Origin of the sequence: Rhizobium oryzihabitans (genome assembly GCF_010669145.1) — a bacterium.
Lineage (GTDB): Bacteria > Pseudomonadota > Alphaproteobacteria > Rhizobiales > Rhizobiaceae > Agrobacterium > Agrobacterium oryzihabitans.
This window is the reverse complement of sequence record NZ_CP048632.1, coordinates 1,534,192-1,554,891: the sequence shown is the minus strand read 5'-3', so window position 1 is coordinate 1,554,891 and position 20,700 is coordinate 1,534,192. Positions and strand designations below refer to the sequence as shown.

Sequence of the window (20,700 nt, the reverse complement as noted above, 5' to 3'; positions counted from 1 at the left end):
TCTGGAAACGGTAAAACCTCTCCCAGGCTTCCAAAGCGCTTTAGATTTTTACCAGCCTCTGCCGCTTTTCTCAATCGAAAACGATAGCCGCCTTTCTAAATAAATATGATTATTCACGAGGCGCTGCAACGTTTCCGCAGAAAGAGCCTCTTGACTCCTTCTTGATGACAATGAGATGAATAGGCAGCCAAAGCGCTTTGATTGAGCGAGGACGCTTTGAGCCTTTTATGTGATGGGAGGTAAATCACATGCAGAAGACTCTTTTGGCGACGGCTGCTGCAATAGCGCTGCTGTCCGGTGCGGCCTCTGCCGCTGACCTGAAATTCGCGCCCGGCGGTGACGCCAAGTTCAACTGGAAAAGCTACGAGGACTTCAAGGCGGCCCATGCCGACCTGAAAGGCCAGACGCTGACGATTTTCGGACCCTGGCGCGGTGAGGACGAGGCCCTGTTCCAGACGGTGCTTGCCTATTTCGCTGACGCGACCGGCGTGAATGTCCGTTATTCCTCGTCGGAAAATTACGAGCAGCAGATCGTCATCGATACGCAGGCGGGCTCGCCGCCCAACATCGCCATCCTGCCGCAGCCCGGCCTTCTGGCCGATCTCGCGGCAAAGGGTTTTCTGGTTCCGCTCGGCGATGACACGGCCAAATGGGTCGAGGAAAATTACGGCGCGGGCAAATCCTGGGTCGATCTCGGCAGCTACAAGGGCAAGGATGGCAACAAGGCCTATTTCGCGTTTCCCTTCAAGGCTGACGTGAAGTCACTCGTCTGGTACGTGCCCGAGAACTTCGAGGAAGCGGGCTACAAGGTACCCGAGACCATGGAAGACCTGTTCAAGCTAACGGACCAGATCGTCGCCGATGGCGGCACCCCCTGGTGCATCGGTCTCGGCTCCGGCGGTGCGACCGGCTGGCCGGCGACCGACTGGGTGGAAGACCTGATGCTGCGCACGCAGCCGCTCGACGTCTACCAGAAATGGACGACCAACGAGGTCAAATTCACTGATCCGGCTGTGGTCGAGGCGATCAACGAATTCGGCAAATTCGCCAAGAACGAAAAATATGTCAGCGGCGGCGTCGCGGCCGTGGCCTCCACCGACTTCCGCGACAGCCCCAAGGGCCTCTTCGACATTCCGCCGAAGTGCTACCTGCACCATCAGGCGTCGTTCATTCCGTCCTTCTTCCCGGAAGGCACCAAAGTGGGCACGGATGCGGATTTCTTCTACATGCCGACTTACGCGTCCAAGCCTGACCTCGGCAAGCCTGTTCTCGGCGCTGGCACGCTCGTCACCATCACCAAGGAAGCGCCTGCCGCCAAGGCATTCGTCGAATTCCTGCAGACCCCGATCGCCCATGAGGTCTGGATGGCGCAGTCCAGCTTCCTCACGCCCTATAAGGGTGTGAATGTCGATGCCTATGCCAATGAGCAGATGAAGCGGCAGGGTGAAATCCTGACGACCGCGACAAGCTTCGGCTTCGATGGTTCCGACCTCATGCCCGGCAAGATCGGTGCCGGCGCATTCTGGACCGGCATGATCGATTTCGTCGGCGGCAAGTCTGCCGATCAGGTCGCGAGCGATATCCAGAAGGCCTGGGACGGCCTGAAGTAAAGATATCGGATCAGGCCCGGCGGTTTGCTGCCGGGCCCTTACCAACGGCGCTGCCCCGACGACCGCATAAATCAGCGCGGCGCGGAGAGGATCAAGGGAGGGAACATGGCTCAACAACTCGTTTCGGCCATCGGCGTGATGGTGGCGGGGGTCTTTGCCTGCGCTGCCTATTACTGGCTATCCGACAAGGTGCTTCAGGCGATCTTTCCGGTCCGCTCGGGAGACGTGCTTCAGGCATCCCGCAACCTCAATCGCCGCGCGGCGGTCCGGCCCTGGCTGTTCATCGGCCCGGCTTTGATTCTCCTGCTGGTCTATCTGGTCTACCCCGTCATCGCCACGCTGATCCTGTCTTTCTATGACCGGACCGGCAGCGAATTCGTCGGTCTCGCCAATTATCGCTGGGCGTTTTTCGATGCCGGTTTCCGCCAGTCGATCTTCAACAATATTCTTTGGCTCGCCGTCGTGCCGGCCGCCTGCACCTTCTTCGGCCTCGTCATCGCCGTCATGACCGACCGTATCTGGTGGGGCAACATCGCCAAATCCATCGTCTTCATGCCCATGGCGATCTCCTTTGTCGGCGCCTCCGTCATCTGGAAGTTCATCTATGAATATCGCGCCGAGGGGCAGGTGCAGATCGGCCTCTTGAACGCCATCGTAGAGTTTTTCGGCGGCAATCCGCAGGTGTGGATTTCCATGCCCTTCTGGAACAACTTTTTCCTGATGGTTATCCTCATCTGGATCCAGACCGGTTTCGCCATGGTCATCCTGTCGGCGGCGCTGCGGGGCATTCCCGAGGAGACCATCGAGGCGGCGGTCATCGATGGCGCCAATGGCTGGCAGATCTTCTGGAAGATTATGGTTCCGCAGATCTGGGGCACCATCGCCGTCGTCTGGACGACGATCACCATTCTCGTGCTCAAGGTTTTCGACATCGTGCTGACCATGACCAACGGGCAGTGGAACACCATGGTGCTCGCCAATCTCATGTTCGACTGGATGTTCCGCGGCGGCGGCGACAGTGGCCGAAGTGCGGTCATCGCACTCATCATCATGGCTGCCGTCACGCCGATCATGGTCTGGAACATCCGCCAGGCCAATCGTGAGATGGAGGGCCGCTGAGATGGATATCGTCAAACGTCTGCGCCGCGTCGGTATGCCGCGCCTCATCGTCCATGCGAGCGTGCTGGTCGTCGTGCTGCTCTGGCTCCTGCCCACGCTCGGCATTCTCGTCAGCTCGCTGCGCGACAAGGACCAGATCACTGTGTCGGGCTGGTGGACGGCCTTTTCCAGCTCGGAACAGACGGCGGCGGTTCGCCTCGCCGATGCTGCCGCGCAGAAGCAGGACGGAAACCGCTACGTCATATCAGGCAATGTTTTCGAAAGCGGACAGGGCGGCAAGGTTGCAGCCTTCGGCGTTCGCGTACAGGAGCCCACGGCGTTCAAAGCCGGCGAGGCGGCCGATATCGGTGACGGCGAAACATTGCTCGTTAATACGGACGGCACCTACGAATATAGCAAGGCCGCGAGCTTTGAAGGCTCTCGCGGCAAGCGCGTCTATATCTCCGTCGCGACGCCGCCCGTCTTCACGCTCGATAATTATCGCACGGTTCTGACCTCGGAAGGCATCGGCCAGTCCTTCGTCAATTCGCTGACCGTCGCCGTGCCGGCAACCGTCATCCCCATCCTCATTGCCGCCTTCGCCGCCTATGCGCTGTCATGGATGAGCTTCTCCGGCCGCAATCTGCTGATTGCCATGGTGGTGGGCCTGATCGTCGTGCCGCTGCAGATGTCGCTGATCCCGCTTCTCAGGCTCTATAATGAAATCGGCACCATCTTCGGCGTGCCGTCCAAGACCTATGCCGGCATCTGGCTGGCGCACACCGCCTTCGGTCTGCCGCTCGCCATCTACCTGCTGCGCAACTATATTTCCGGCCTGCCGAAGGAGATCATCGAAAGTGCGCGTGTCGATGGCGCGAGCGACTTCGAAATCTTCGTCAAGATCATCCTGCCGCTGTCATTCCCGGCGCTCGCCTCCTTCGCCATCTTCCAGTTCCTGTGGACCTGGAACGACCTGCTCGTCGCCATGGTGTTCCTCGGCACGCAGAAGGACGAGCTGGTGCTGACCGGCGCGCTCAATGCGCTGCTCGGTTCGCGCGGCGGCAACTGGGAAATCCTCACCGCCTCCGCCTTCGTCACCATCATCGTGCCGCTTGGCGTCTTTTTCGCCCTTCAACGTTATCTCGTGCGTGGCCTGCTGGCAGGCTCCGTCAAGGGAGGCTGATAATTCCATGAACGCCCATACCAGACAGGACACTTCCATGACCGCTTCGGTGACTTCCGCTTTGACGCCCAACAAGGACTGGTGGCGCGGCGCTGTTATCTATCAGATCTACCCGCGCTCCTATCAGGACTCCAATGGCGACGGCATCGGCGACCTGAAGGGCATCACAGACCGTCTGGCGCATATTGCCGGTCTCGGTGCCGACGCCATCTGGATTTCGCCCTTCTTCACCTCGCCGATGAAGGATTTCGGTTACGACGTCTCGAACTATGTCGATGTCGATCCGATGTTCGGTACGTTAGCCGATTTCGACGGGCTGATTGCAGAGGCTCACCGCCTCGGTGTTCGCGTCATGATCGACCTCGTCATGTCGCATACGTCAGACCAGCATCCGTGGTTCGTGGAAAGTCGCGCCCGCCGCAGCAATCCGAAATCGAACTGGTATGTCTGGTCGGACAGCAAGCCGGACGGCACGCCGCCCAATAACTGGCTGTCGATCTTTGGCGGTTCCGCCTGGCAGTGGGATCCGACCCGCATGCAATATTACATGCACAACTTCCTGACCTCGCAGCCGGACCTCAACCTGCATAATCCGGAAGTTCAGGAAGAGCTGCTGAACATCACCCGCTTCTGGCTGAAGCGCGGCGTCGATGGTTTCCGCCTCGACACCATCAACTTCTATTTCCATGACCTCGAGCTGCGCGACAACCCGGCGCTGGCGCCGGAGCGCCGCAATGCCTCCACCGCGCCTGCGGTCAATCCCTATAACTTCCAGGAACATCTCTACGACAAGAACCGCCCGGAAAACATCGCCTTCCTGAAGCGCTTCCGCGCCGTGTTGGACGAATTCCCTGACATCGCCGCTGTCGGCGAAGTGGGTGACAGTCAGCGCGGTCTCGAAATCGTCGGCGAATATACCTCCGGCGATGACAAGATGCAGATGTGCTACGCCTTCGAATTCCTGGCGCCTGACGCGCTCACCCCGCAGCGTGTCGCCGATGTGCAGGCGGATTTTGCCAAGGCCGCACCGGAAGGCTGGGCCTGCTGGGCCTTCTCCAACCACGATGTCGTGCGCCATGTCAGCCGCTGGGGCGAGCATGTCGAAGATAAGGACGCCTTCGCCAAGGTACTTTCGGCGCTGCTGATGACGCAGCGCGGTTCCGTCTGCATCTATGAGGGTGAAGAACTCGGCCTCACCGAAGCGGATATTGCTTTCGAGGACTTGCAGGACCCCTACGGCATCCAGTTCTGGCCGGAATTCAAGGGCCGCGACGGTTGCCGCACGCCGATGGTGTGGGATGCCGGTCATGCACAGGCGGGCTTCTCGACGTCGGACAAGACATGGCTGCCCATTCCGGCCGAGCACAAGCAGCGCGCCGTCAGCGCCCAGCAGGGCAACGAGGCATCCGTGCTGGAGCATTACCGCCGGTTCCTGTCCTTCCGCAGAAAGCATCCCGCTTTTGCCAAGGGCGACATCGAGTTCCAGCCGGTGGAGGGGGATGTGCTGAGCTACACCCGCACGCTCGGCAACGAAACCGTGCTTTGCCTCTTCAATCTGTCCGCAACGCCGGCAAAGGCCAGGTTGCCGGAAGGGAACTGGGAGGTTCTCGAAGGCCACGGCTTTGCAGGCGGTCTTGAAGGCAGAAGCGTAGAACTTCCGGCATGGGGCGCATTCTTCGCCCGTTACGCCTGACAGATGAGGGAGGAACACCCATGACAAGTCTCGTTCTCAAGGATATCCGCAAATCATACGGGCAGGTGAAGGTCCTGCACGGCATCGATCTGCAGATCGAACAGGGCGAATTCATCGTTTTCGTCGGCCCCTCGGGCTGCGGAAAATCGACGCTGCTGCGCATGATCGCTGGTCTGGAGGAAATCACCGGCGGCGAGATGTTTATCGATGGCCAGCTGGTCAATGAAATCCCGCCTTCGCGGCGGGGCATTGCCATGGTGTTCCAGTCCTATGCGCTTTATCCGCATATGACAGTTTACGACAACATGGCCTTCGGCATGAAGATCGCCAGGGAAAACAAACAGGAGATCGACCGCCGCGTGCGCGCCGCCGCCGAAATCCTGCAGCTGACGCAATATCTGGAGCGTCTGCCCAAGGCCCTGTCCGGCGGCCAGCGTCAGCGCGTCGCCATCGGCCGCGCCATCTGCCGCAATCCCAAGGTCTTCCTGTTCGATGAGCCCCTGTCGAACCTCGATGCCGCGTTGCGTGTCGCAACCCGCATCGAGATCGCCAAGCTCAACGAGCAGATGGCCGATACGACAATGATCTACGTCACCCACGATCAGGTGGAAGCGATGACGCTGGCCGATCGTATCGTCGTTCTGAATGCGGGACGGGTGGAGCAGGTCGGCGCACCGCTCGAACTTTACGAGAAACCGGCCAACCTCTTCGTGGCGCGCTTCATCGGCTCGCCCGCCATGAACATCATCGCAGCGAAGATTGCGGGAACCGGGGAACGGACCTCCATCGAACTTACCGGCGGCAAGGCGCTTGCCGTCAATGTTCCCACACCTGCATCCGAGCAGGGAAAGGCTGCAAGTTTCGGGGTCAGGCCTGAAGATTTGAGCATCGTCACCGGTGATGACTATCTGTTCGAAGGCAAGGTTTCGATTGTCGAGGCTCTGGGCGAAGTGACCCTGCTTTATCTCGAAGCACCCAAGGGGCAGGAGCCGATCATCGTCAAGGTGCCCGGCATTGCTTCCGTCGGCAAGGGCCAGACCCTGCGTTTTGCAGCGCCGCAGGAGAAGCTCCATCTCTTCGACGCCGACGGTAAAACCTACCGCAGATAATCGCCCGCCAGGTCAGGAAAAAGCCCCGGACATTCGCTGTTCCGGGGCTTTTTAACGACCTTTTGTCACTGTGGAAAAACGCCGGAAATGTCCCGCTTCCGGTCTGTTTAAGACCGCGTTGTTAGGAATTGTTAAAGACTATGTCCTAATCTCGAAGGTGTTGATAGAGCATGGGAGTCCGGGCGTGCAGAGCAGTGCGGGTGTCATCAGGAACAATTACCTGAGCAAGGAAGAATCCTTCATGTACGACCGCGAAGGCCGGTTTCGCATGGAAGATACCATGAATGCGGCGCGCATCGAATATACCGAAAAGGCCGTCATGCACATGGCCGCTCGCCGCTGCGACGTCATCCGTATCTCCCAGACCGAGGCCGTGCTGGCGCTGCTGACGAAATACAATATGCCCAACCAGTTCTATCTGGATATTCCGGATGCCCGCATCAGCAAGATCGGCTGCGTGCTGTTGCGTGTCAACGCCAACAACACCATCCATGTCCGCTTCCTGCGCATGTTGACGCAGAAGGAACTGGACCGCATTTTCGTGTTCAGCACGCATCCGGCGCATAAGGACCGGAAGCTCGACATCCGGTCGTTCTGAAGGCCGCTTTTGCGGCGCCATTTCCTTCCCTGTGCTTGTCACAGGGATCCAGCCAGCCCAAGTCCTTGGGCTGAAAGGAGTCCTTCCCGCCGCGCGGACGCGCGTCGGCTGGATTCCTGTGACAAGCACAGGAATGAGGAGCGTAGGGATGTGCCGCCGCACGAAATCTTAGTGTTGTGTACGGTGCCCGGGCCTGTGTCTCACTGGCGAGAATGCAGGTTTTAAGAAAGCCCGCCCAGAACCGTCTGCTTCAGCTTCACTTCAGGCACTTCCGCAAAAACAAGATCGCTGCGGCCGAAATAGGATTTCTGGTTGGTGGCCGACCAGTCGTTGCAGACCAGCCTGTAGCGCTCTTTCGTTTCCGGTTTCTCCGGCATGGCGTAAAGATAATCGCCGGTCCGGTCGGCAAGTGCAATGTCGCCATCCTGGTTGCATCGCTTGAGGATGTGCTGAAGTGCCGCGCCATCCACTTCCGTCACCATCAGCTTGCCGTCGAAACGCAAAGAGGCGTTGAAATCGTAGCGGCGAATATCGCCTTCGGGCAGGCCCGCGCCGAAGGAGGTGTGGCCGATGAAGCCGACATCCGCACCGGTTTTTGCGGCGATGAGCTGCGCCACATGGCGGCCGGCCTCATCGACGGTCATCGCTTTTGCGGATTTGCCGACGACTGCCCGCTCTTCCGCCGTGAGGTGCTTTTCGAGTGTCTGCTCGATCAGGCTCTTGAGGGCGGGGGAGGCGGGAGCGCCACGATCGATTGCAACGGTCTCGATGGCCGCAGCCTTGCCAGGAGCCGTGATCGTCGCGACCGTCATGGAAGTGCACCAGGAGCCGGTGTGGACATAACGCGTGGCGCCCTGTTCATGCACGAAATTCAGGTGGTCGTGGCCGCCGATGATCAGCGTGCCATCAGGCAGCAAAGGCAGGATATCACGGTCGGCGACGACGCCGGCATGGCTCAGAACAATGTTGATCGCGCCCTGCTTGACGATCCTCGGCAGATTGGCCTTCGCCCATTCCACCGGCTGCGGAATGTCCAGCATCTCGCGCGTGGCCTTCGGATAGGTATTGATCGCATTGGTGGCGAGGCCCGCGACGACGATCTGTTGGCCGGCGACGCTCATCTCGGCGCTGGCAGGTGCATAGGCGGTGCCGCTGCGCTTGTCGATGATGTTGGAGAGAACGGTGATGCCGAGTGCCTTGGCGCGGTTGACGAAATTGGCGAGATCATTGTCGATATCGGGTTCGTGGTTGCCGATATTGATGACGGTGGGGGCAAGCTTGGCGAGCGCCGCCAGGAACGTCCACTCGATTTCGCCGGCGGAACGCGCGGCCACCGCATTGCCGATCTCGAACAGGTCGCCATTCAGAAGAATGATATGAGGCGTCTTGTCGGCAGTAATGTGCGTTTCGATGGCCGCGAGAAGCTGGCCGATGCGCTCATAGGCGGAATGCAGATCGGAGATGACGATTGCACGCAGCGCCACGTCCTGTGCCATCGCTGGCCTTGCCGCCACCATCAGCGGCAGCAGGGCGGTGCCTGCCATAAGCTTCAGCACATCGCGGCGTTTGCTCGAGAAAATCGTCATGTCAGGCCCCATCATCCGAAACTGCACCGCCGTCCCGCGGCCGGCTGAGAAGGCCCTAAAGGGCGATCATCACAGCCGCATGACAAGTCTGACGTTTAAGACATGGGAAATAAAGCGGTTTCTGCGCCAGCTCTCGGGCGATGAGAGGTGCATTCAAGCGATGCCGCAAAGTGGGGTTGAAAGGCGAAAGCCGCACCCGGCCTTCGCCCATCAAAAATCAATGGAACAGAACGCTGGCGCCCTGGTCGGCAGGTCCGGCATTGCGGCGGAAGGGGGCGAAAAGTTCGCGGCCCATGCCCCATTCATTGCCCGAGAGATCAGCGCGTGCCGGTTCGCGTTTTGCCAGTTCGGCGGCAGGCACGAGCACTTCCAGCGTTCCGGAAATGGCGTCGAGGCGGATGATATCGCCGTCCCGGATGAGCGAGATCGGGCCGCAATCGGAAGCTTCCGGCGTGACGTGGATGGCGGCAGGCACCTTGCCGGAAGCACCGGACATGCGCCCATCCGTCACCAGCGCCACCTTGAAGCCGCGATCCTGCAGCACGCCGAGCGGCGGCGTCAGGCGGTGCAGTTCCGGCATGCCGTTGGCCTTTGGTCCCTGGAAGCGGACGACGGCGATGAAGTCGCGGTTGAGCTTGCCGTCCTTGAAGGCGTCCTGAAGTTCCTGCTGGTCGTTGAAAACGATTGCGGGCGCTTCGATGATGTGGCGTTCGGCCTTCACGGCGGAGATCTTGATGACCGATTTGCCGAGATTGCCGGTCAGCATCTTCAACCCGCCGGTCGGCTGGAACGGCGTCTCAATGCTGGCGAGGACCTTAGGGTCGTGGCTCTGCTCGGGGGATGGCTCGCGCATCACCGCGCCGTTTTCATCAAGCTTGGCGTCCACGGTGTAGGCTTCGAGACCCTGTCCGAAAACGGTGCGCACATCGTCATGCACGAAGCCCTGTTTCAAAAGCTGCTTGATGAGGAAGCCCATGCCGCCGGCGGCGTGGAAATGGTTCACATCCGCAAGACCGTTGGGATAGACGCGGGCGAGCAGCGGCACGGTATCCGAAAGGTCGGAAATATCCTGCCAGGTGAGGATGATGCCGGCCGCGCGCGCCATGGCGATCAGATGCATCGTGTGGTTGGTCGAACCACCCGTAGCATGCAGGCCGACGACGCCGTTGACGACAGACCGCTCATCGATCATCTCGCCCGCCGGCGTAAATTCGTTGCCTTGCGCGGTGATGGCAAGCGCCCGCTTGGTGGCCTCGCGCGTCAGAGCATCGCGCAGCGGCGTGCCGGGATTGACGAAGGACGAGCCGGGCATATGGAAACCCATGATCTCCATCAGCATCTGGTTCGAATTGGCCGTGCCGTAGAAGGTGCAGGTGCCGGGACCGTGATAGGATTTGGATTCCGCCTCCAGAAGTTCGGCGCGGCCGACCTTTCCTTCGGCATAAAGCTGGCGGATGCGCGATTTCTCGTCATTCGGCAGGCCGGATGTCATGGGGCCTGCCGGAACGAAAACGGCGGGCAGATGGCCGAAGGCGAGCGCCGCGATGACGAGGCCGGGCACGATCTTGTCGCAGACGCCAAGATAAACGGCGGCGTCGAACATGTTGTGCGACAGGCCGATGCCGGCCGCCATGGCAATGGCGTCGCGGGAAAACAGCGAAAGCTCCATGCCCGGCTGGCCCTGGGTCACGCCGTCGCACATGGCCGGAACAGCGCCCGCCACCTGCGCGATGCCGCCCGCCTGCTTTGCAGCGTCACGAATGATCGCCGGAAAGGTCTCGTAGGGCTGATGCGCCGACAGCATGTCGTTATAGGCGGTGATGATGCCGAGATTGGGAACCCGGTCGCCGGCAAGGATATCCTTGTCGGCGGGGGAACAGACCGCAAACCCATGCGCCAGGTTGCCGCAGGAAAGCACGGAACGGTGAACGCCCTTCGAAACCTGCAGCCGCAGCCGTTCGAGATAGGTCTCGCGGTAGGGCTTGGAGCGTTCGACGATGCGGGCGGTAATGGCCTGAATGCGGGAATCGGCGGACATGAGCGTTCATCCTGTTCGTTGGTCGGCAACCGGCGATCCGGGAGGTGAGCGGCCGGTTGTCGAGTTTCAGTCTTGTATGTTGGGCGCTTTCGCGCGGCAGCTGCGTTGGCTTATGGCGCCCAGTATATATCCACGGGCGTTTCGGCCCGGTTCAGCACGGCGCGGATCGGCATTTCATCCTCATCCTCGCCCGACTGTGCTTTCTCGAGCGTCGCTTTCTTGGCGGCGCCTTCGATATGCAACACCAGAAAACCGGCATCATGCAAGCTGGAGAAATTGAACGTCAGCCGTTCTTCTCCCGCGGTTTCCGCCGCCATTGTCAAAACGCCGCGCGGCTCGTCGAGGTCGAGCGCCTCGTAGAGATTGTCGCCGCCGGGAAAGAACGACGCCGTGTGGCCATCCGTTCCCATGCCGAGCACCACAACGTCAAACGGGTCGCAGATCGCTTCGGTCTTGACCGTCGCAAGCGTGGCCGCATCTTCCGGCGAGGCCGCCGGCTGGTAGAGCGGCACGAAATAGGCCGCCTTCGCCTTGTCCTGCAACAGGTTCTCGGCAACCAGTCGATGGTTCGAGCGGTCGCTTTCCGGGGGCACGAAGCGCTCGTCCACCAGCGTCACGCTGATGTTGCTCCAGTCCAGATCATGCCGGGAAAGCGCCTGAAAGAACAGCTTGGGTGTGGAGCCTCCGGAAACGGCGATGCTTGCCGTGCCGCGCTCCTGCGTTGCTGCCGAAAGATGGGCGGCAACCTCCGTCGCGAGCGCTGAAGCGAGATCGGCGGCGCTGTCGAAGACGTGTAATGTCTCACTCATCTCCGTCATCCTCAATCTCCGTCGTGCCAGGTGCGGCCATCGCGCTCGATCAGCGCGATGGAGCCGCTCGGACCCCAGGTTCCGGCGGTGTAACCCTGCACGCCCTGCGCCAGATCTTCCCAACTCTTGAGAATGGGGTCGACCCATTCCCATGCCGCTTCCACTTCGTCGCGGCGCATGAACAGCGTCTGGTTGGAACGGATGGTATCCATCAGCAGGCGTTCATAAGCGTCCGGGCTGCGCACGTTGAAGGCTTCGGCAAAGCTCATGTCCAGCGACACCTGGCGCAGGCGCATGCCGCCCGGGCCGGGGTCCTTGATCAGCAGCGATTGCTTGACGCCTTCGTCCGGCTGCAGTCGGATGACCAGCTTGTTCGCCTCGATCTTGCCGGCCGCATCGTCGAAGATCGAGTGCGGGATCTGTTTGAAGGTGACGACGATTTCCGAAACGCGGGTCGCAAGGCGTTTTCCGGTGCGGATGTAGAAGGGAACGCCAGCCCAGCGCCAGTTGGCGATTTCGGCCTTGATGGCAACGAAGGTTTCCGTGTTGGAAACGCCGCCTTCCAGCTCTTCCAGATAGCCCTTTACGGGACCACCGGCGGAAGCACCGGCGCGGTACTGGCCGCGAACCGTCTGTTTTTCGACATTGCTGGTGTTGATCGGCTTGAGAGACCGCAGAACCTTGAGCTTTTCGTCACGCACGGCTTCCGCATTCATGGACGCGGGCGGTTCCATGGCCACGAGGCAAAGCAATTGCAGAATGTGGTTCTGCACCATGTCGCGCAGGGCGCCGGCCTTGTCGTAATAACCGGCGCGGCCTTCGAGACCGACCGCTTCGGCGACCGTGATCTGCACGTGGTCGATATGGGCGGAATTCCACAGCGGCTCGTAAAGCGCATTGGCGAAACGCAGCGCCATCAGGTTCTGCACCGTCTCCTTGCCGAGATAGTGGTCGATGCGGAAAATCTGCTCTTCCTTGAAGACGTGACCGATCGTGTCGTTCAGCTCCTGCGCGGAAGCAAGGTCGCGGCCGATCGGCTTTTCAACGACGATGCGGGTCGAGCGCGTGATCAGCTTGTGTTCGCGGATCTTGTCGGCGATATCGCCGAAAATGCCCGGCGCGACGGCCAGATAAAAGGCGCGAACGCGCTCCTTGCCCTCGTCCAGAAGCTTCTTCAGCACGTCCCAGCCATTGCTGCCCTTGGCGTCGACGGGAACATAAAAAAGCCTGTTCAGGAACACGGAAACCTGGGCGTCGTCGTATTCGCCGGTCTTCAGGTGCTCCTTCAGCGCGTCCTGCGCGAATTTGCGATATTCCTCATGCGTCATGACCGAACGCGACGCGCCGATGATGCGTGTCGGCTCCGTGAACTGGCCTTCGACCTGACGGTGATAAAGGGCCGGCAGAAGCTTGCGCTCCGCCAGATCGCCTGTGCCGCCGAAAACGACACAATCAAAAGCTTCAACAGGAATGATCTGACTGCTCATATCGATACTCTCGATCTTCAAGGGTTGGGGCATCAATAATCTAATCGATTTAAAAATGCCATACTCAGTTATGTGAAATTATGATTTTTGCTTCCGTTCGCCTGTGTGGCACCGGCAACAGTTTGTAAACATTGTACTAAAACCTGTCTCGCAACGCGTACCATGAGAGTGCCAGAAAAAGCAGCGGCGCCCGCAGCGATGCCCCACCCGGGAAGGACGGGACCTTCAGTCTCGCAAATGGCGCCAGCATGTCCTGCCTGCCGAGAACGAGATCGGCATAGAGCTTGCCGCAATAGTTGGACAGCATCACCCCATGACCGGAATAGCCGCCGATGGAGGTGACGCCTAGCATCACTTCGCGCACGAATACCTGTCGTGGCAGGGTGATGCCAACGGAGCCGCCCCAGGAATGGGTGACATCGACGTTTCCGAGCTCAGGATAGATCTCGGCGATCTGTCTGCGGATATGGCTGGAAATGTCGCGCGGCGTATCAGCGGTGTAGGCCTCGCGCCCGCCAAACAGCAGGCGGTTATCGGCGGTCTTGCGGAAATAACGCACCACGAAACGGGAATCGGCAACGGCTTCCTTGCCGGGAATGATGTCGGGATAAGCGTCCAGCGGCGCGGTCGCGCCGATGAAGGAGCGGATGGGCATGATATGGGCTGCCGTCACCGGCTCCAGATTGCCGATATAGGCATTGGTCGCGATCAGAACCCGCGTCGCGGTAAGCGTGCCGGAGGGCGTTTCGATGATGGTCTTGCCGCCGGACTGGCGGATTGATCTGGCGGGCGTCATTTCATGGATGCCGGCGCCTGCGGCTTTTGCGGCTTTGGCAAGACCGACCAGCAGCTTCAGCGGGTGGATATGGCCGGTGCCGGTATCACGCGTGCCGCCGAAATAATGGGTGGAGCCTACACGTTTGCGCGCCTCTCCGCGTTCCATGTAGGAGATATGCGGATAGCCGTAGCGGCCGTTCATCGCATCGACGCTTTTGCGGTAGTCATCCTCATAGGCGGCCTTGTGCGCCACATAGAGCTGTCCTGGCAGATACTCCATGTCGATGCCGTGATCCCGGGCGAAATCGAGCACGTAGTGCTTGGCGCTTTCGGCAATGTCGAACAGCACCTTGGACTGCTCGAAGCCGATCTGCTCCTCCATCTCGTCGGGAAATGAACGCTGGCCGGTGCCGAACTGTCCGCCATTGCGGCCGGATGCGCCGTCACCGAAACGATGCGCTTCGATAAGGGCGACGGAGACGCCGTTCACGGCAAGATTAAAGGCGGCCTGAAGCCCGGTATAGCCGCCGCCGATGATCGCGACGTCGACGTCTTTCGAGCCGTCGAGCGCCGGGTATTCCGGCCGCTCGCCGACGGTCGCCTGATACCAGGAAATTCCCGGCGCAATCGGGCTTTGCCAAGTCATGCTGCGAACCCCTTACACGTTGAGAAGCAGGAATTCCCGCTCCCACGGGCTGATGACCTGCATGAAGGTCTCGAATTCCCCGCGTTTCAGGCCCGCATAAAGACCGACGAATTCATGGCCGAACACCCGCTCGAACTGTTCCTCGCCCTCCAGCAGGGCCACGGCTTCCAGAAGGCCGCGCGGCAGATCGATGGAGCCTTCATTGGCCGTATCGGCGGTCGGCTCGGTCGGTTCGATATTGTTGACGATGCCGAGCCAGCCGCAGGCGAGCGACGCCGCAAGCGCGAGATAGGGATTGGCATCCGAACTCGGCAGGCGGTTTTCGACGCGCCGCGCCTGCGGGCCGGAAATCGGCACCCGGAAGGCCGTCGTGCGATTGTCGTAACCCCAGGCATTGTTGACCGGGCAGGCCATATCCGGCGTCAGGCGGCGATAGGAATTCACATAGGGTGCGAGCATCACCAGCGCGTTCGGGACATAACGCTGCATGCCGCCGACGAAGGCAAAGAATTCCTTCGAAGGGCTGCCATCCGCATTGGAAAAGATGTTGCGGCCGCTGCCGATTTCCACCACCGACTGGTGAATATGCATGGCCGAACCCGGCTGACCCTGCATGGGCTTGGCCATGAAGGTGGCATAGATGCCGTGCTTCAGCGCGGCTTCGCGAATGGTGCGCTTGAACAGGAACACCTGGTCGGCAAGTTCGATGGGGTCACCATGGCGCAGGTTGATCTCAAGCTGGGCCGGGCCTTCCTCGTGGATCAGTGTATCGATCTCGAGGCCCTGTTTTTCGGAGAAGTGATAGATATCGTCTATCAGCTCGTCGAATTCGTTGATGCCGGCAATGGAATAGCTCTGTCCACCCACGATCGACCGTCCGGACCGGCCCTTCGGCGGATGTAGCGGATAATCCGGGTCGTCGTTCATGGCGACGAGGTAGAATTCGATTTCGGGCGCCACGACCGGCTTCCAGCCCTTTTCCGTGTAGAGCGAAAGCACGTTTTTCAGCACGTTGCGCGGCGTATAGGGAACGAAATTGCCCTCGGCATCCACAACGTCGCAGATCACCTGCGCAGTCGGGTCGCTCTCCCACGGCACGACCGAGAGTGTGGAAAGATCAGGCACCAGCTTCAGGTCGCTGTCGCGCGGCTCGTAACGGAAATTCGCGGTCTCATCAGGATATTCGCCGGAGATCGTGTGGCGATAGAGCGCGGAGGGCAGGGCAAGCGAGGTGTCGCCCGTGAACTTCGCCGTCGGCATCATCTTGCCGCGCGCAACGCCGGCAAGATCGGGGGTGATGCATTCTATGTCCTCGATGCCGCGCGCCCTCAGCCATTGCGCGGCTTCGCGCCAGGTTGAAACGCCACGGGTGGAGGAGAGGTCGAGGGGAGGTGTCTTTGCCATGGTTGCCTGTTTTTTCGGGCGGAGCATGGTTTTCTTCGGGGCATGTATCACCGGGTCTGTGTTTCGACTGGCGCCATCATAACCGGAGTTTGGCAATTGGCGAGGGGGAAAGCGCCATTGACAACGGGCGGCACTTCGAAAAGAGGAAAGGAAACGGATCGGATGGAATGATGACAGAGAAATGTGACGTGCTGATTTTGGGGGCGGGCGCCGCCGGCATGATGTGCGCCATCCGTGCGGGCCAGCGCGGTCGCTCCGTCATCATTCTCGACCATGCCAGGGCGCCGGGCGAGAAGATCCGCATCTCCGGCGGCGGCCGCTGCAATTTCACCAACATTCATGCCGGGCCGAAGAATTATCTTTCCGCCAACCCGCATTTCGCCAAATCCGCGCTTGCCCGCTATACGCCGCGCGATTTCATTGCGCTGGTCGAAAAACACCGTATCGCCTGGCACGAAAAGACGCTCGGTCAATTGTTCTGCGATGACAGCGCCAAGGACATCATTCGTATGCTGCTTGCCGAAATGCAGGCTGCGCACGTGAAACTTAGGCTTGAAACCAGCGTCTCGACCGTCTCCCATGATGGCGGGCGTTTTCGCGTGGCGACGTCCGGTGGCGTCATCGAGGCGGAAAGCCTTGTTGTGGCGACGGGGGCTAAGTCGATCCCGAAAATGGGGGCGACCGGGTTTGCCTACCAGATCGCCGAACAATTCGGATTGCCCCTCATCGAGACGCGTCCGGGCCTTGTGCCGCTGACGCTCGATCCTGCCGCACTGGAAAGGCTGAGCCCGCTTGCCGGTGTCGCCGTCCCGGCTGAAGTTTCGCACGGCAAGACCGCGTTCAACGAAGCGCTGCTGTTCACACATCGGGGCTTGAGCGGTCCCTCCATCCTGCAAGTCTCCTCCTATTGGAGGGAGGGCGATACGATCCGCCTCAAGCTGGAGCCAGCAAGCGATATCGTTGCGTTGCTAAGGCAAGCGAAACAGAAGAATGGCCGCCAGTCGGCCCAGACCGCTCTTGCGGAAATCCTGCCGAAAAGGCTCGCCCAGCACGTGGTCGAGAAATCTGGTCTCACCGGCAATCTTGCCGATATGTCCGACAAGGCTCTGACGACCTTGGCGAATGAGGTGCAGGACTGGCAGATCAAGCCCGCCGGCTCTGAAGGCTATCGCACGGCGGAAGTCACGCTTGGCGGTGTCGATACGACCTGCCTCGATTCCCGCAGCATGGCGGCGAAATCGGTGCCCGGCCTCTATTTCATCGGCGAATGCGTTGATGTGACCGGTTGGCTCGGCGGCTATAATTTCCAATGGGCCTGGGCCTCCGGGCAGGCGGCAGGCGAATTCGCGTGATTGTTGAAACATTCGTAGTTCTCTCCTCCGTCATGCCGGCCTTGAGCCGGTATCCAGCCATGGCGCGTCTGCGCCGTGAAAAGAGTCTCTTGCGATCAAAGACTTGATCGCGCTGGACCCCGGATCAAGTCCGGGGTGACGAAGTGCGGAAGTAACCCGTTCACCAAACTCATTTTAGTTGGCGGACTTTGTCGTCGGTCCGCGCCCATTTTAATATTCTGTTAACGGGCACGGAGTCATCCTGACCGAATGCCAGCAAAGCCGGATCACATTATGGTCCCGCTGCACATGATGTCATGCTGGAGGCTCTTAACAGGGCATGGGTCGGTTGAGTTTTTCGTCAGGAGCCCGCGCATGAACAGATCCGCACATCGTCGCCCTCACGCCATTGCCATCGCCCGCGCCGAGAACGAGAGCCGGCAGGTGGCCCTTCGCCTGACCATAATCGCAGCCGGTGCTGTGGCTGCCTTGATCGCGCTTTTTTACTAGGGTCAGGCTCTTCGCTTTTGCCCTTGCGACAATCGCGGTAAAAAGCCGCCAAGGCCACGATGCCTCGGCCATATCGGCATAGAATTTCTCTTCCTGCCGGATGGCGTCCCGCCGCGTGCGCGGTGTCTGGTTTTCGATGATGGCCAATGCTGAATAAAACTCGTGCATGTCACTCTCCATGTTGCGGAGGGCCATGATGCACGCCGTTTTTTGTTTTATCTGCGCAAGAAAATGCGCTACGTTTTTCACCAATGAAAAACGTCACCTGGGATTCCTATCAGCTTTTCCTTGATGTGTCACGCAGCGGCGGCTTGACCGGTGCCGCTGCGCTGACCGGTTTGAGCCCGGCGACAATCGGGCGGCGCATGGTCGAACTGGAAGAGCGCGTCGGCAAGGCGTTGTTTCACCGCAGCCAGACGGGATATGCGCTGACGGCGGATGGCCGCGTGCTGTTTGACCGCCTTCAGGCGATGGAGCAGGCGGCAAAGGATATCGAGGGATGGCAGAAGGCGTCGTCAGCCTCTTCCGTTGTGCGCATAGCCGTTGGCACCTGGAATGCCTGGCTGCTGGCGGTGAATTTCTCTGCCATCTGCACGGATCGCGATGATTTCCGCATCGATCTTTTCATAGCCGAACAGCGGGCCTCTCTGGCGCATCGCGAAAACGATATCGGCATTCGCGCCTTTGAGCCGCAGGAGCGTAACCTTGCCGCCATCAAGACGGGGGAGGTGGCCTATGCGCCCTACAGGCTGCGCAACGCTGCCGCTTCTGTTGCCGACCGTTGGCTGGCGGTGGCGGAGGAAAACGCCATTTCTGCCTATCTGCGCTGGCCGCATGAAAACCGGCGGGACAATACCGTGGTGACGGTAAACAGGCCGACCGCGCTGCTCGATCTTACGCTGGCCGGGGCAGGGGTTGCCGTGCTCCCCTGTTTCGTAGGTGATGCCGATGCGCGGCTTATGCGCGAGGGCGGCGAGATCGAGCCGCTTCGCCACAATCAATGGATCGTCATGAACAATGACGATCGCCACCGCCGCGATATACGGACGGTGGCGGACCGGATGACCCGTCTGATCAAGGGGCATTCCGATTTATATGCCGGGCGCAAGAGCCGCCCGGCGTGAGAGCCGTTTCAGGCAGCCGCACTTCCCTGTGCGACGATGACCGGGATCAGAAGATCGCCCCAGTTGCCGCCGCCGCCATGGTGGCGGGCCGAGCGGACGAGCTCGACGGAAACACCGGCCTCGACGGCTTTCATGACGGCCTGGTTGAGGCGGTGCAGATCATTGGCCAGCATGCGGATGGCGGCCTGCTGATCCTGCGTCATGGCGGAGGACTGCTCCTCGGCGCGTTCCTTGACGTGGGTTTTGATGGGGTTATGGGCATTCATGGCATTTCTCCTCTCATTATTGTCAGGGGTTTTTGATCCGGTTTGCAAGCCCTTCCCGTTCACGGGAAGGGCGTTTCTGAAGCTTTATTCAGCCGCCGGGCGGAACTGGTCGTGCTCGGTGGATTCCTTCATGGCTGTGGTCGAAGACGTGCCGCCGGAAATGGCGAGCGACACGGCGTCGAAATAGCCGGTGCCAACCTCGCGCTGATGCTTGGTGGCGGTGTAACCGTTAACCTCGGCCGCGAATTCCGCTTCCTGAAGCTCGGAATAGGCCGCCATCTGCCGGTCCTTGTAACCGCGCGCCAGTTCGAACATGCCGAAATTCAGCTGGTGGAAACCGGCGAGCGTGATGAACTGGAACTTGTAGCCCATCGCGCCCAGCTCGCGCTGGAACTTGGCAATCGTTGCGTCGTCGAGGTTCTTTTTCCAGTTGAACGACGGCGAGCAATTGTAAGCGAGCTTTTTGCCGGGATGCACCTTGTGCACGCCTTCCGCAAACCTGCGTGCCTGCTCGAGATCCGGCTTGGATGTCTCGCACCAGATCAGGTCGCAATAGGGCGCATAGGCAACGGCGCGGGCGATGCAGGGCTCAAGACCGTTCTTGACCTGATAGAAACCCTCGACGGTGCGGCCGGCATCGTAATCCACGAAGGGCTGGTCGCGCTCATCGATGTCGGAGGTCAGGAGCTTCGCGGCCTCCGCATCCGTGCGGGCGATGACCAGCGTCGGCACGCCCATGACATCAGCCGCAAGACGCGCTGCCGTCAGGTTGCGAATATGCGCCGCCGTCGGGATCAGAACCTTGCCGCCGAGATGGCCGCACTTCTTTTCCGATGCCAGCTGATCCTCATAATGGACCCCCGCCGCGCCCGCCTCGATAAAGGCCTTCATGATTTCGAAGGCATTGAGCGGCCCGCCGAAGCCGGCCTCGGCATCGGCGACGATCGGCGCGAACCAGGTGTCGACCGAAAGGCCCTTGCCCTCCGCCGTCTCGATCTGGTCGGCGCGCTGCAAGGTGCGGTTGATGCGCTTGGCAAGCTCCGGCGCGGCATTGGCAGGATAAAGCGACTGGTCCGGATACATGGCCGATGCCGTATTGGCATCCGCCGCAACCTGCCAGCCCGAGAGATAGATCGCCTTCAGCCCGGCACGAACCATCTGCATGGCCTGGTTGCCGGAAAGCGCGCCGAGCGCATTGACGAAATTCTCTTCGCTGATCAGCTTCCACAGCCGGTTCGCGCCCATTTCGGCCAGCGAATGGCGGATTTCAACGGAGCCGCGCAGCCGCTCCACGTCGGCGGCGGTGTAGGTGCGCTCGATGCCGTCGAAACGTCCCTGCGGCGCGCCCGGAACAAGTTTGTAAAAATCCGTCATACTTCTCTCTCCCATGACAAATGCAGTTTCTGAAACGCGCTTCCCTCAGCTATGTGA

At 60.3% G+C, this 20,700-nt stretch carries 17 protein-coding genes; 8 read left to right on the top strand and 9 right to left on the bottom strand.

The annotated features are described in order from the left end of the window. The first annotated feature begins 248 nt into the window (after positions 1 to 248). From G3A56_RS08130 to G3A56_RS08105, 6 genes are all read left to right on the top strand, one after another. Complete coding sequence (locus G3A56_RS08130; protein ID WP_082183735.1) at positions 249 to 1,610, top strand: ABC transporter substrate-binding protein; 1,362 nt, start codon at positions 249 to 251, stop codon at positions 1,608 to 1,610. Between the two features lie 105 nt (positions 1,611 to 1,715). After that, entirely contained in the window at positions 1,716 to 2,729 is a 1,014-nt protein-coding gene (locus G3A56_RS08125; RefSeq protein WP_003493934.1) for a carbohydrate ABC transporter permease, read from the top strand. Between the two features lies 1 nt (position 2,730). Continuing rightward, positions 2,731 to 3,891, top strand: a complete 1,161-nt coding sequence (locus G3A56_RS08120) for a carbohydrate ABC transporter permease (RefSeq protein ID WP_082183737.1) — start codon at positions 2,731 to 2,733, stop codon at positions 3,889 to 3,891. A 37-nt stretch (positions 3,892 to 3,928) separates the two neighbouring features. Continuing rightward, positions 3,929 to 5,584 (top strand): beta-galactosidase BglA, encoded by a 1,656-nt coding sequence (gene bglA / locus G3A56_RS08115; RefSeq protein ID WP_164056243.1) that lies wholly within the window; start codon positions 3,929 to 3,931, stop codon positions 5,582 to 5,584. 20 nt (positions 5,585 to 5,604) lie between these two features. Continuing rightward, the gene (locus G3A56_RS08110) at positions 5,605 to 6,693 is read left to right on the top strand and encodes an ABC transporter ATP-binding protein (RefSeq protein WP_082183738.1); all 1,089 of its coding nucleotides are present in this window, start codon (positions 5,605 to 5,607) and stop codon (positions 6,691 to 6,693) included. A 241-nt stretch (positions 6,694 to 6,934) separates the two neighbouring features. After that, positions 6,935 to 7,291 (top strand): hypothetical protein, encoded by a 357-nt coding sequence (locus tag G3A56_RS08105; RefSeq protein ID WP_167373910.1) that lies wholly within the window; start codon positions 6,935 to 6,937, stop codon positions 7,289 to 7,291. Between the two features lie 221 nt (positions 7,292 to 7,512). On the opposite strand, the gene G3A56_RS08100 is transcribed toward G3A56_RS08105, so the two are convergent. From G3A56_RS08100 to G3A56_RS08075, 6 genes are all read right to left on the bottom strand, one after another. Continuing rightward, positions 7,513 to 8,877, bottom strand: coding sequence for a metallophosphoesterase (locus G3A56_RS08100; protein WP_082183741.1), 1,365 nt, complete (start codon positions 8,875 to 8,877; stop codon positions 7,513 to 7,515). A 217-nt stretch (positions 8,878 to 9,094) separates the two neighbouring features. Further along, on the bottom strand, positions 9,095 to 10,915 hold the full coding sequence (gene edd / locus G3A56_RS08095) for a phosphogluconate dehydratase (RefSeq protein ID WP_003493942.1): 1,821 nt from the start codon (positions 10,913 to 10,915) through the stop codon (positions 9,095 to 9,097). Between the two features lie 110 nt (positions 10,916 to 11,025). Continuing rightward, positions 11,026 to 11,724: a 6-phosphogluconolactonase gene (gene pgl / locus G3A56_RS08090; protein WP_035241998.1), complete on the bottom strand. Its 699-nt coding sequence runs from the start codon at positions 11,722 to 11,724 to the stop codon at positions 11,026 to 11,028. Between the two features lie 11 nt (positions 11,725 to 11,735). Next, complete coding sequence (gene zwf, locus G3A56_RS08085; protein WP_035241630.1) at positions 11,736 to 13,211, bottom strand: glucose-6-phosphate dehydrogenase; 1,476 nt, start codon at positions 13,209 to 13,211, stop codon at positions 11,736 to 11,738. Between the two features lie 136 nt (positions 13,212 to 13,347). Then, a complete protein-coding gene (locus tag G3A56_RS08080; protein WP_082183743.1) occupies positions 13,348 to 14,634 on the bottom strand; it encodes an NAD(P)/FAD-dependent oxidoreductase in 1,287 nt (428 codons plus the stop codon). 12 nt (positions 14,635 to 14,646) lie between these two features. Beyond that, positions 14,647 to 16,065, bottom strand: a complete 1,419-nt coding sequence (locus G3A56_RS08075) for a glutamine synthetase family protein (RefSeq protein WP_164056242.1) — start codon at positions 16,063 to 16,065, stop codon at positions 14,647 to 14,649. Between the two features lie 140 nt (positions 16,066 to 16,205). Here G3A56_RS08075 and G3A56_RS08070 point away from each other — a divergent pair, with 140 nt between their 5' ends. Then, on the top strand, positions 16,206 to 17,390 hold the full coding sequence (locus tag G3A56_RS08070) for a BaiN/RdsA family NAD(P)/FAD-dependent oxidoreductase (RefSeq protein WP_082183744.1): 1,185 nt from the start codon (positions 16,206 to 16,208) through the stop codon (positions 17,388 to 17,390). A gap of 309 nt (positions 17,391 to 17,699) precedes the next feature. On the opposite strand, the gene G3A56_RS08065 is transcribed toward G3A56_RS08070, so the two are convergent. Then, positions 17,700 to 18,047, bottom strand: a complete 348-nt coding sequence (locus G3A56_RS08065; protein WP_167373891.1) for a hypothetical protein — start codon at positions 18,045 to 18,047, stop codon at positions 17,700 to 17,702. An 83-nt stretch (positions 18,048 to 18,130) separates the two neighbouring features. On the opposite strand from G3A56_RS08065, the gene G3A56_RS08060 reads away from it, so the two are divergent. After that, complete coding sequence (locus G3A56_RS08060; protein WP_003493949.1) at positions 18,131 to 19,003, top strand: LysR family transcriptional regulator; 873 nt, start codon at positions 18,131 to 18,133, stop codon at positions 19,001 to 19,003. 8 nt (positions 19,004 to 19,011) lie between these two features. On the opposite strand, the gene G3A56_RS08055 is transcribed toward G3A56_RS08060, so the two are convergent. Next, a complete protein-coding gene (locus tag G3A56_RS08055; RefSeq protein WP_003493954.1) occupies positions 19,012 to 19,269 on the bottom strand; it encodes an SMc00767 family acetate metabolism repressor in 258 nt (85 codons plus the stop codon). An 84-nt stretch (positions 19,270 to 19,353) separates the two neighbouring features. Beyond that, positions 19,354 to 20,643 (bottom strand): isocitrate lyase, encoded by a 1,290-nt coding sequence (aceA, locus tag G3A56_RS08050; protein WP_003493955.1) that lies wholly within the window; start codon positions 20,641 to 20,643, stop codon positions 19,354 to 19,356. Positions 20,644 to 20,700: the final 57 nt, after the last annotated feature.

Coding starts and splice junctions, on each gene's coding strand:
- G3A56_RS08130 (WP_082183735.1), top strand. CDS start 249: ATGCAGAAGACTCTTTTGGCGACGGCTGCTGCAATAGCGCTGCTGTCC.
- G3A56_RS08125 (WP_003493934.1), top strand. CDS start 1,716: ATGGCTCAACAACTCGTTTCGGCCATCGGCGTGATGGTGGCGGGGGTC.
- G3A56_RS08120 (WP_082183737.1), top strand. CDS start 2,731: ATGGATATCGTCAAACGTCTGCGCCGCGTCGGTATGCCGCGCCTCATC.
- bglA (WP_164056243.1), top strand. CDS start 3,929: ATGACCGCTTCGGTGACTTCCGCTTTGACGCCCAACAAGGACTGGTGG.
- G3A56_RS08110 (WP_082183738.1), top strand. CDS start 5,605: ATGACAAGTCTCGTTCTCAAGGATATCCGCAAATCATACGGGCAGGTG.
- G3A56_RS08105 (WP_167373910.1), top strand. CDS start 6,935: ATGTACGACCGCGAAGGCCGGTTTCGCATGGAAGATACCATGAATGCG.
- G3A56_RS08100 (WP_082183741.1), bottom strand. CDS start 8,877: ATGACGATTTTCTCGAGCAAACGCCGCGATGTGCTGAAGCTTATGGCA.
- edd (WP_003493942.1), bottom strand. CDS start 10,915: ATGTCCGCCGATTCCCGCATTCAGGCCATTACCGCCCGCATCGTCGAA.
- pgl (WP_035241998.1), bottom strand. CDS start 11,724: ATGAGTGAGACATTACACGTCTTCGACAGCGCCGCCGATCTCGCTTCA.
- zwf (WP_035241630.1), bottom strand. CDS start 13,211: ATGAGCAGTCAGATCATTCCTGTTGAAGCTTTTGATTGTGTCGTTTTC.
- G3A56_RS08080 (WP_082183743.1), bottom strand. CDS start 14,634: ATGACTTGGCAAAGCCCGATTGCGCCGGGAATTTCCTGGTATCAGGCG.
- G3A56_RS08075 (WP_164056242.1), bottom strand. CDS start 16,065: ATGCTCCGCCCGAAAAAACAGGCAACCATGGCAAAGACACCTCCCCTC.
- G3A56_RS08070 (WP_082183744.1), top strand. CDS start 16,206: ATGATGACAGAGAAATGTGACGTGCTGATTTTGGGGGCGGGCGCCGCC.
- G3A56_RS08065 (WP_167373891.1), bottom strand. CDS start 18,047: ATGCACGAGTTTTATTCAGCATTGGCCATCATCGAAAACCAGACACCG.
- G3A56_RS08060 (WP_003493949.1), top strand. CDS start 18,131: ATGAAAAACGTCACCTGGGATTCCTATCAGCTTTTCCTTGATGTGTCA.
- G3A56_RS08055 (WP_003493954.1), bottom strand. CDS start 19,269: ATGAATGCCCATAACCCCATCAAAACCCACGTCAAGGAACGCGCCGAG.
- aceA (WP_003493955.1), bottom strand. CDS start 20,643: ATGACGGATTTTTACAAACTTGTTCCGGGCGCGCCGCAGGGACGTTTC.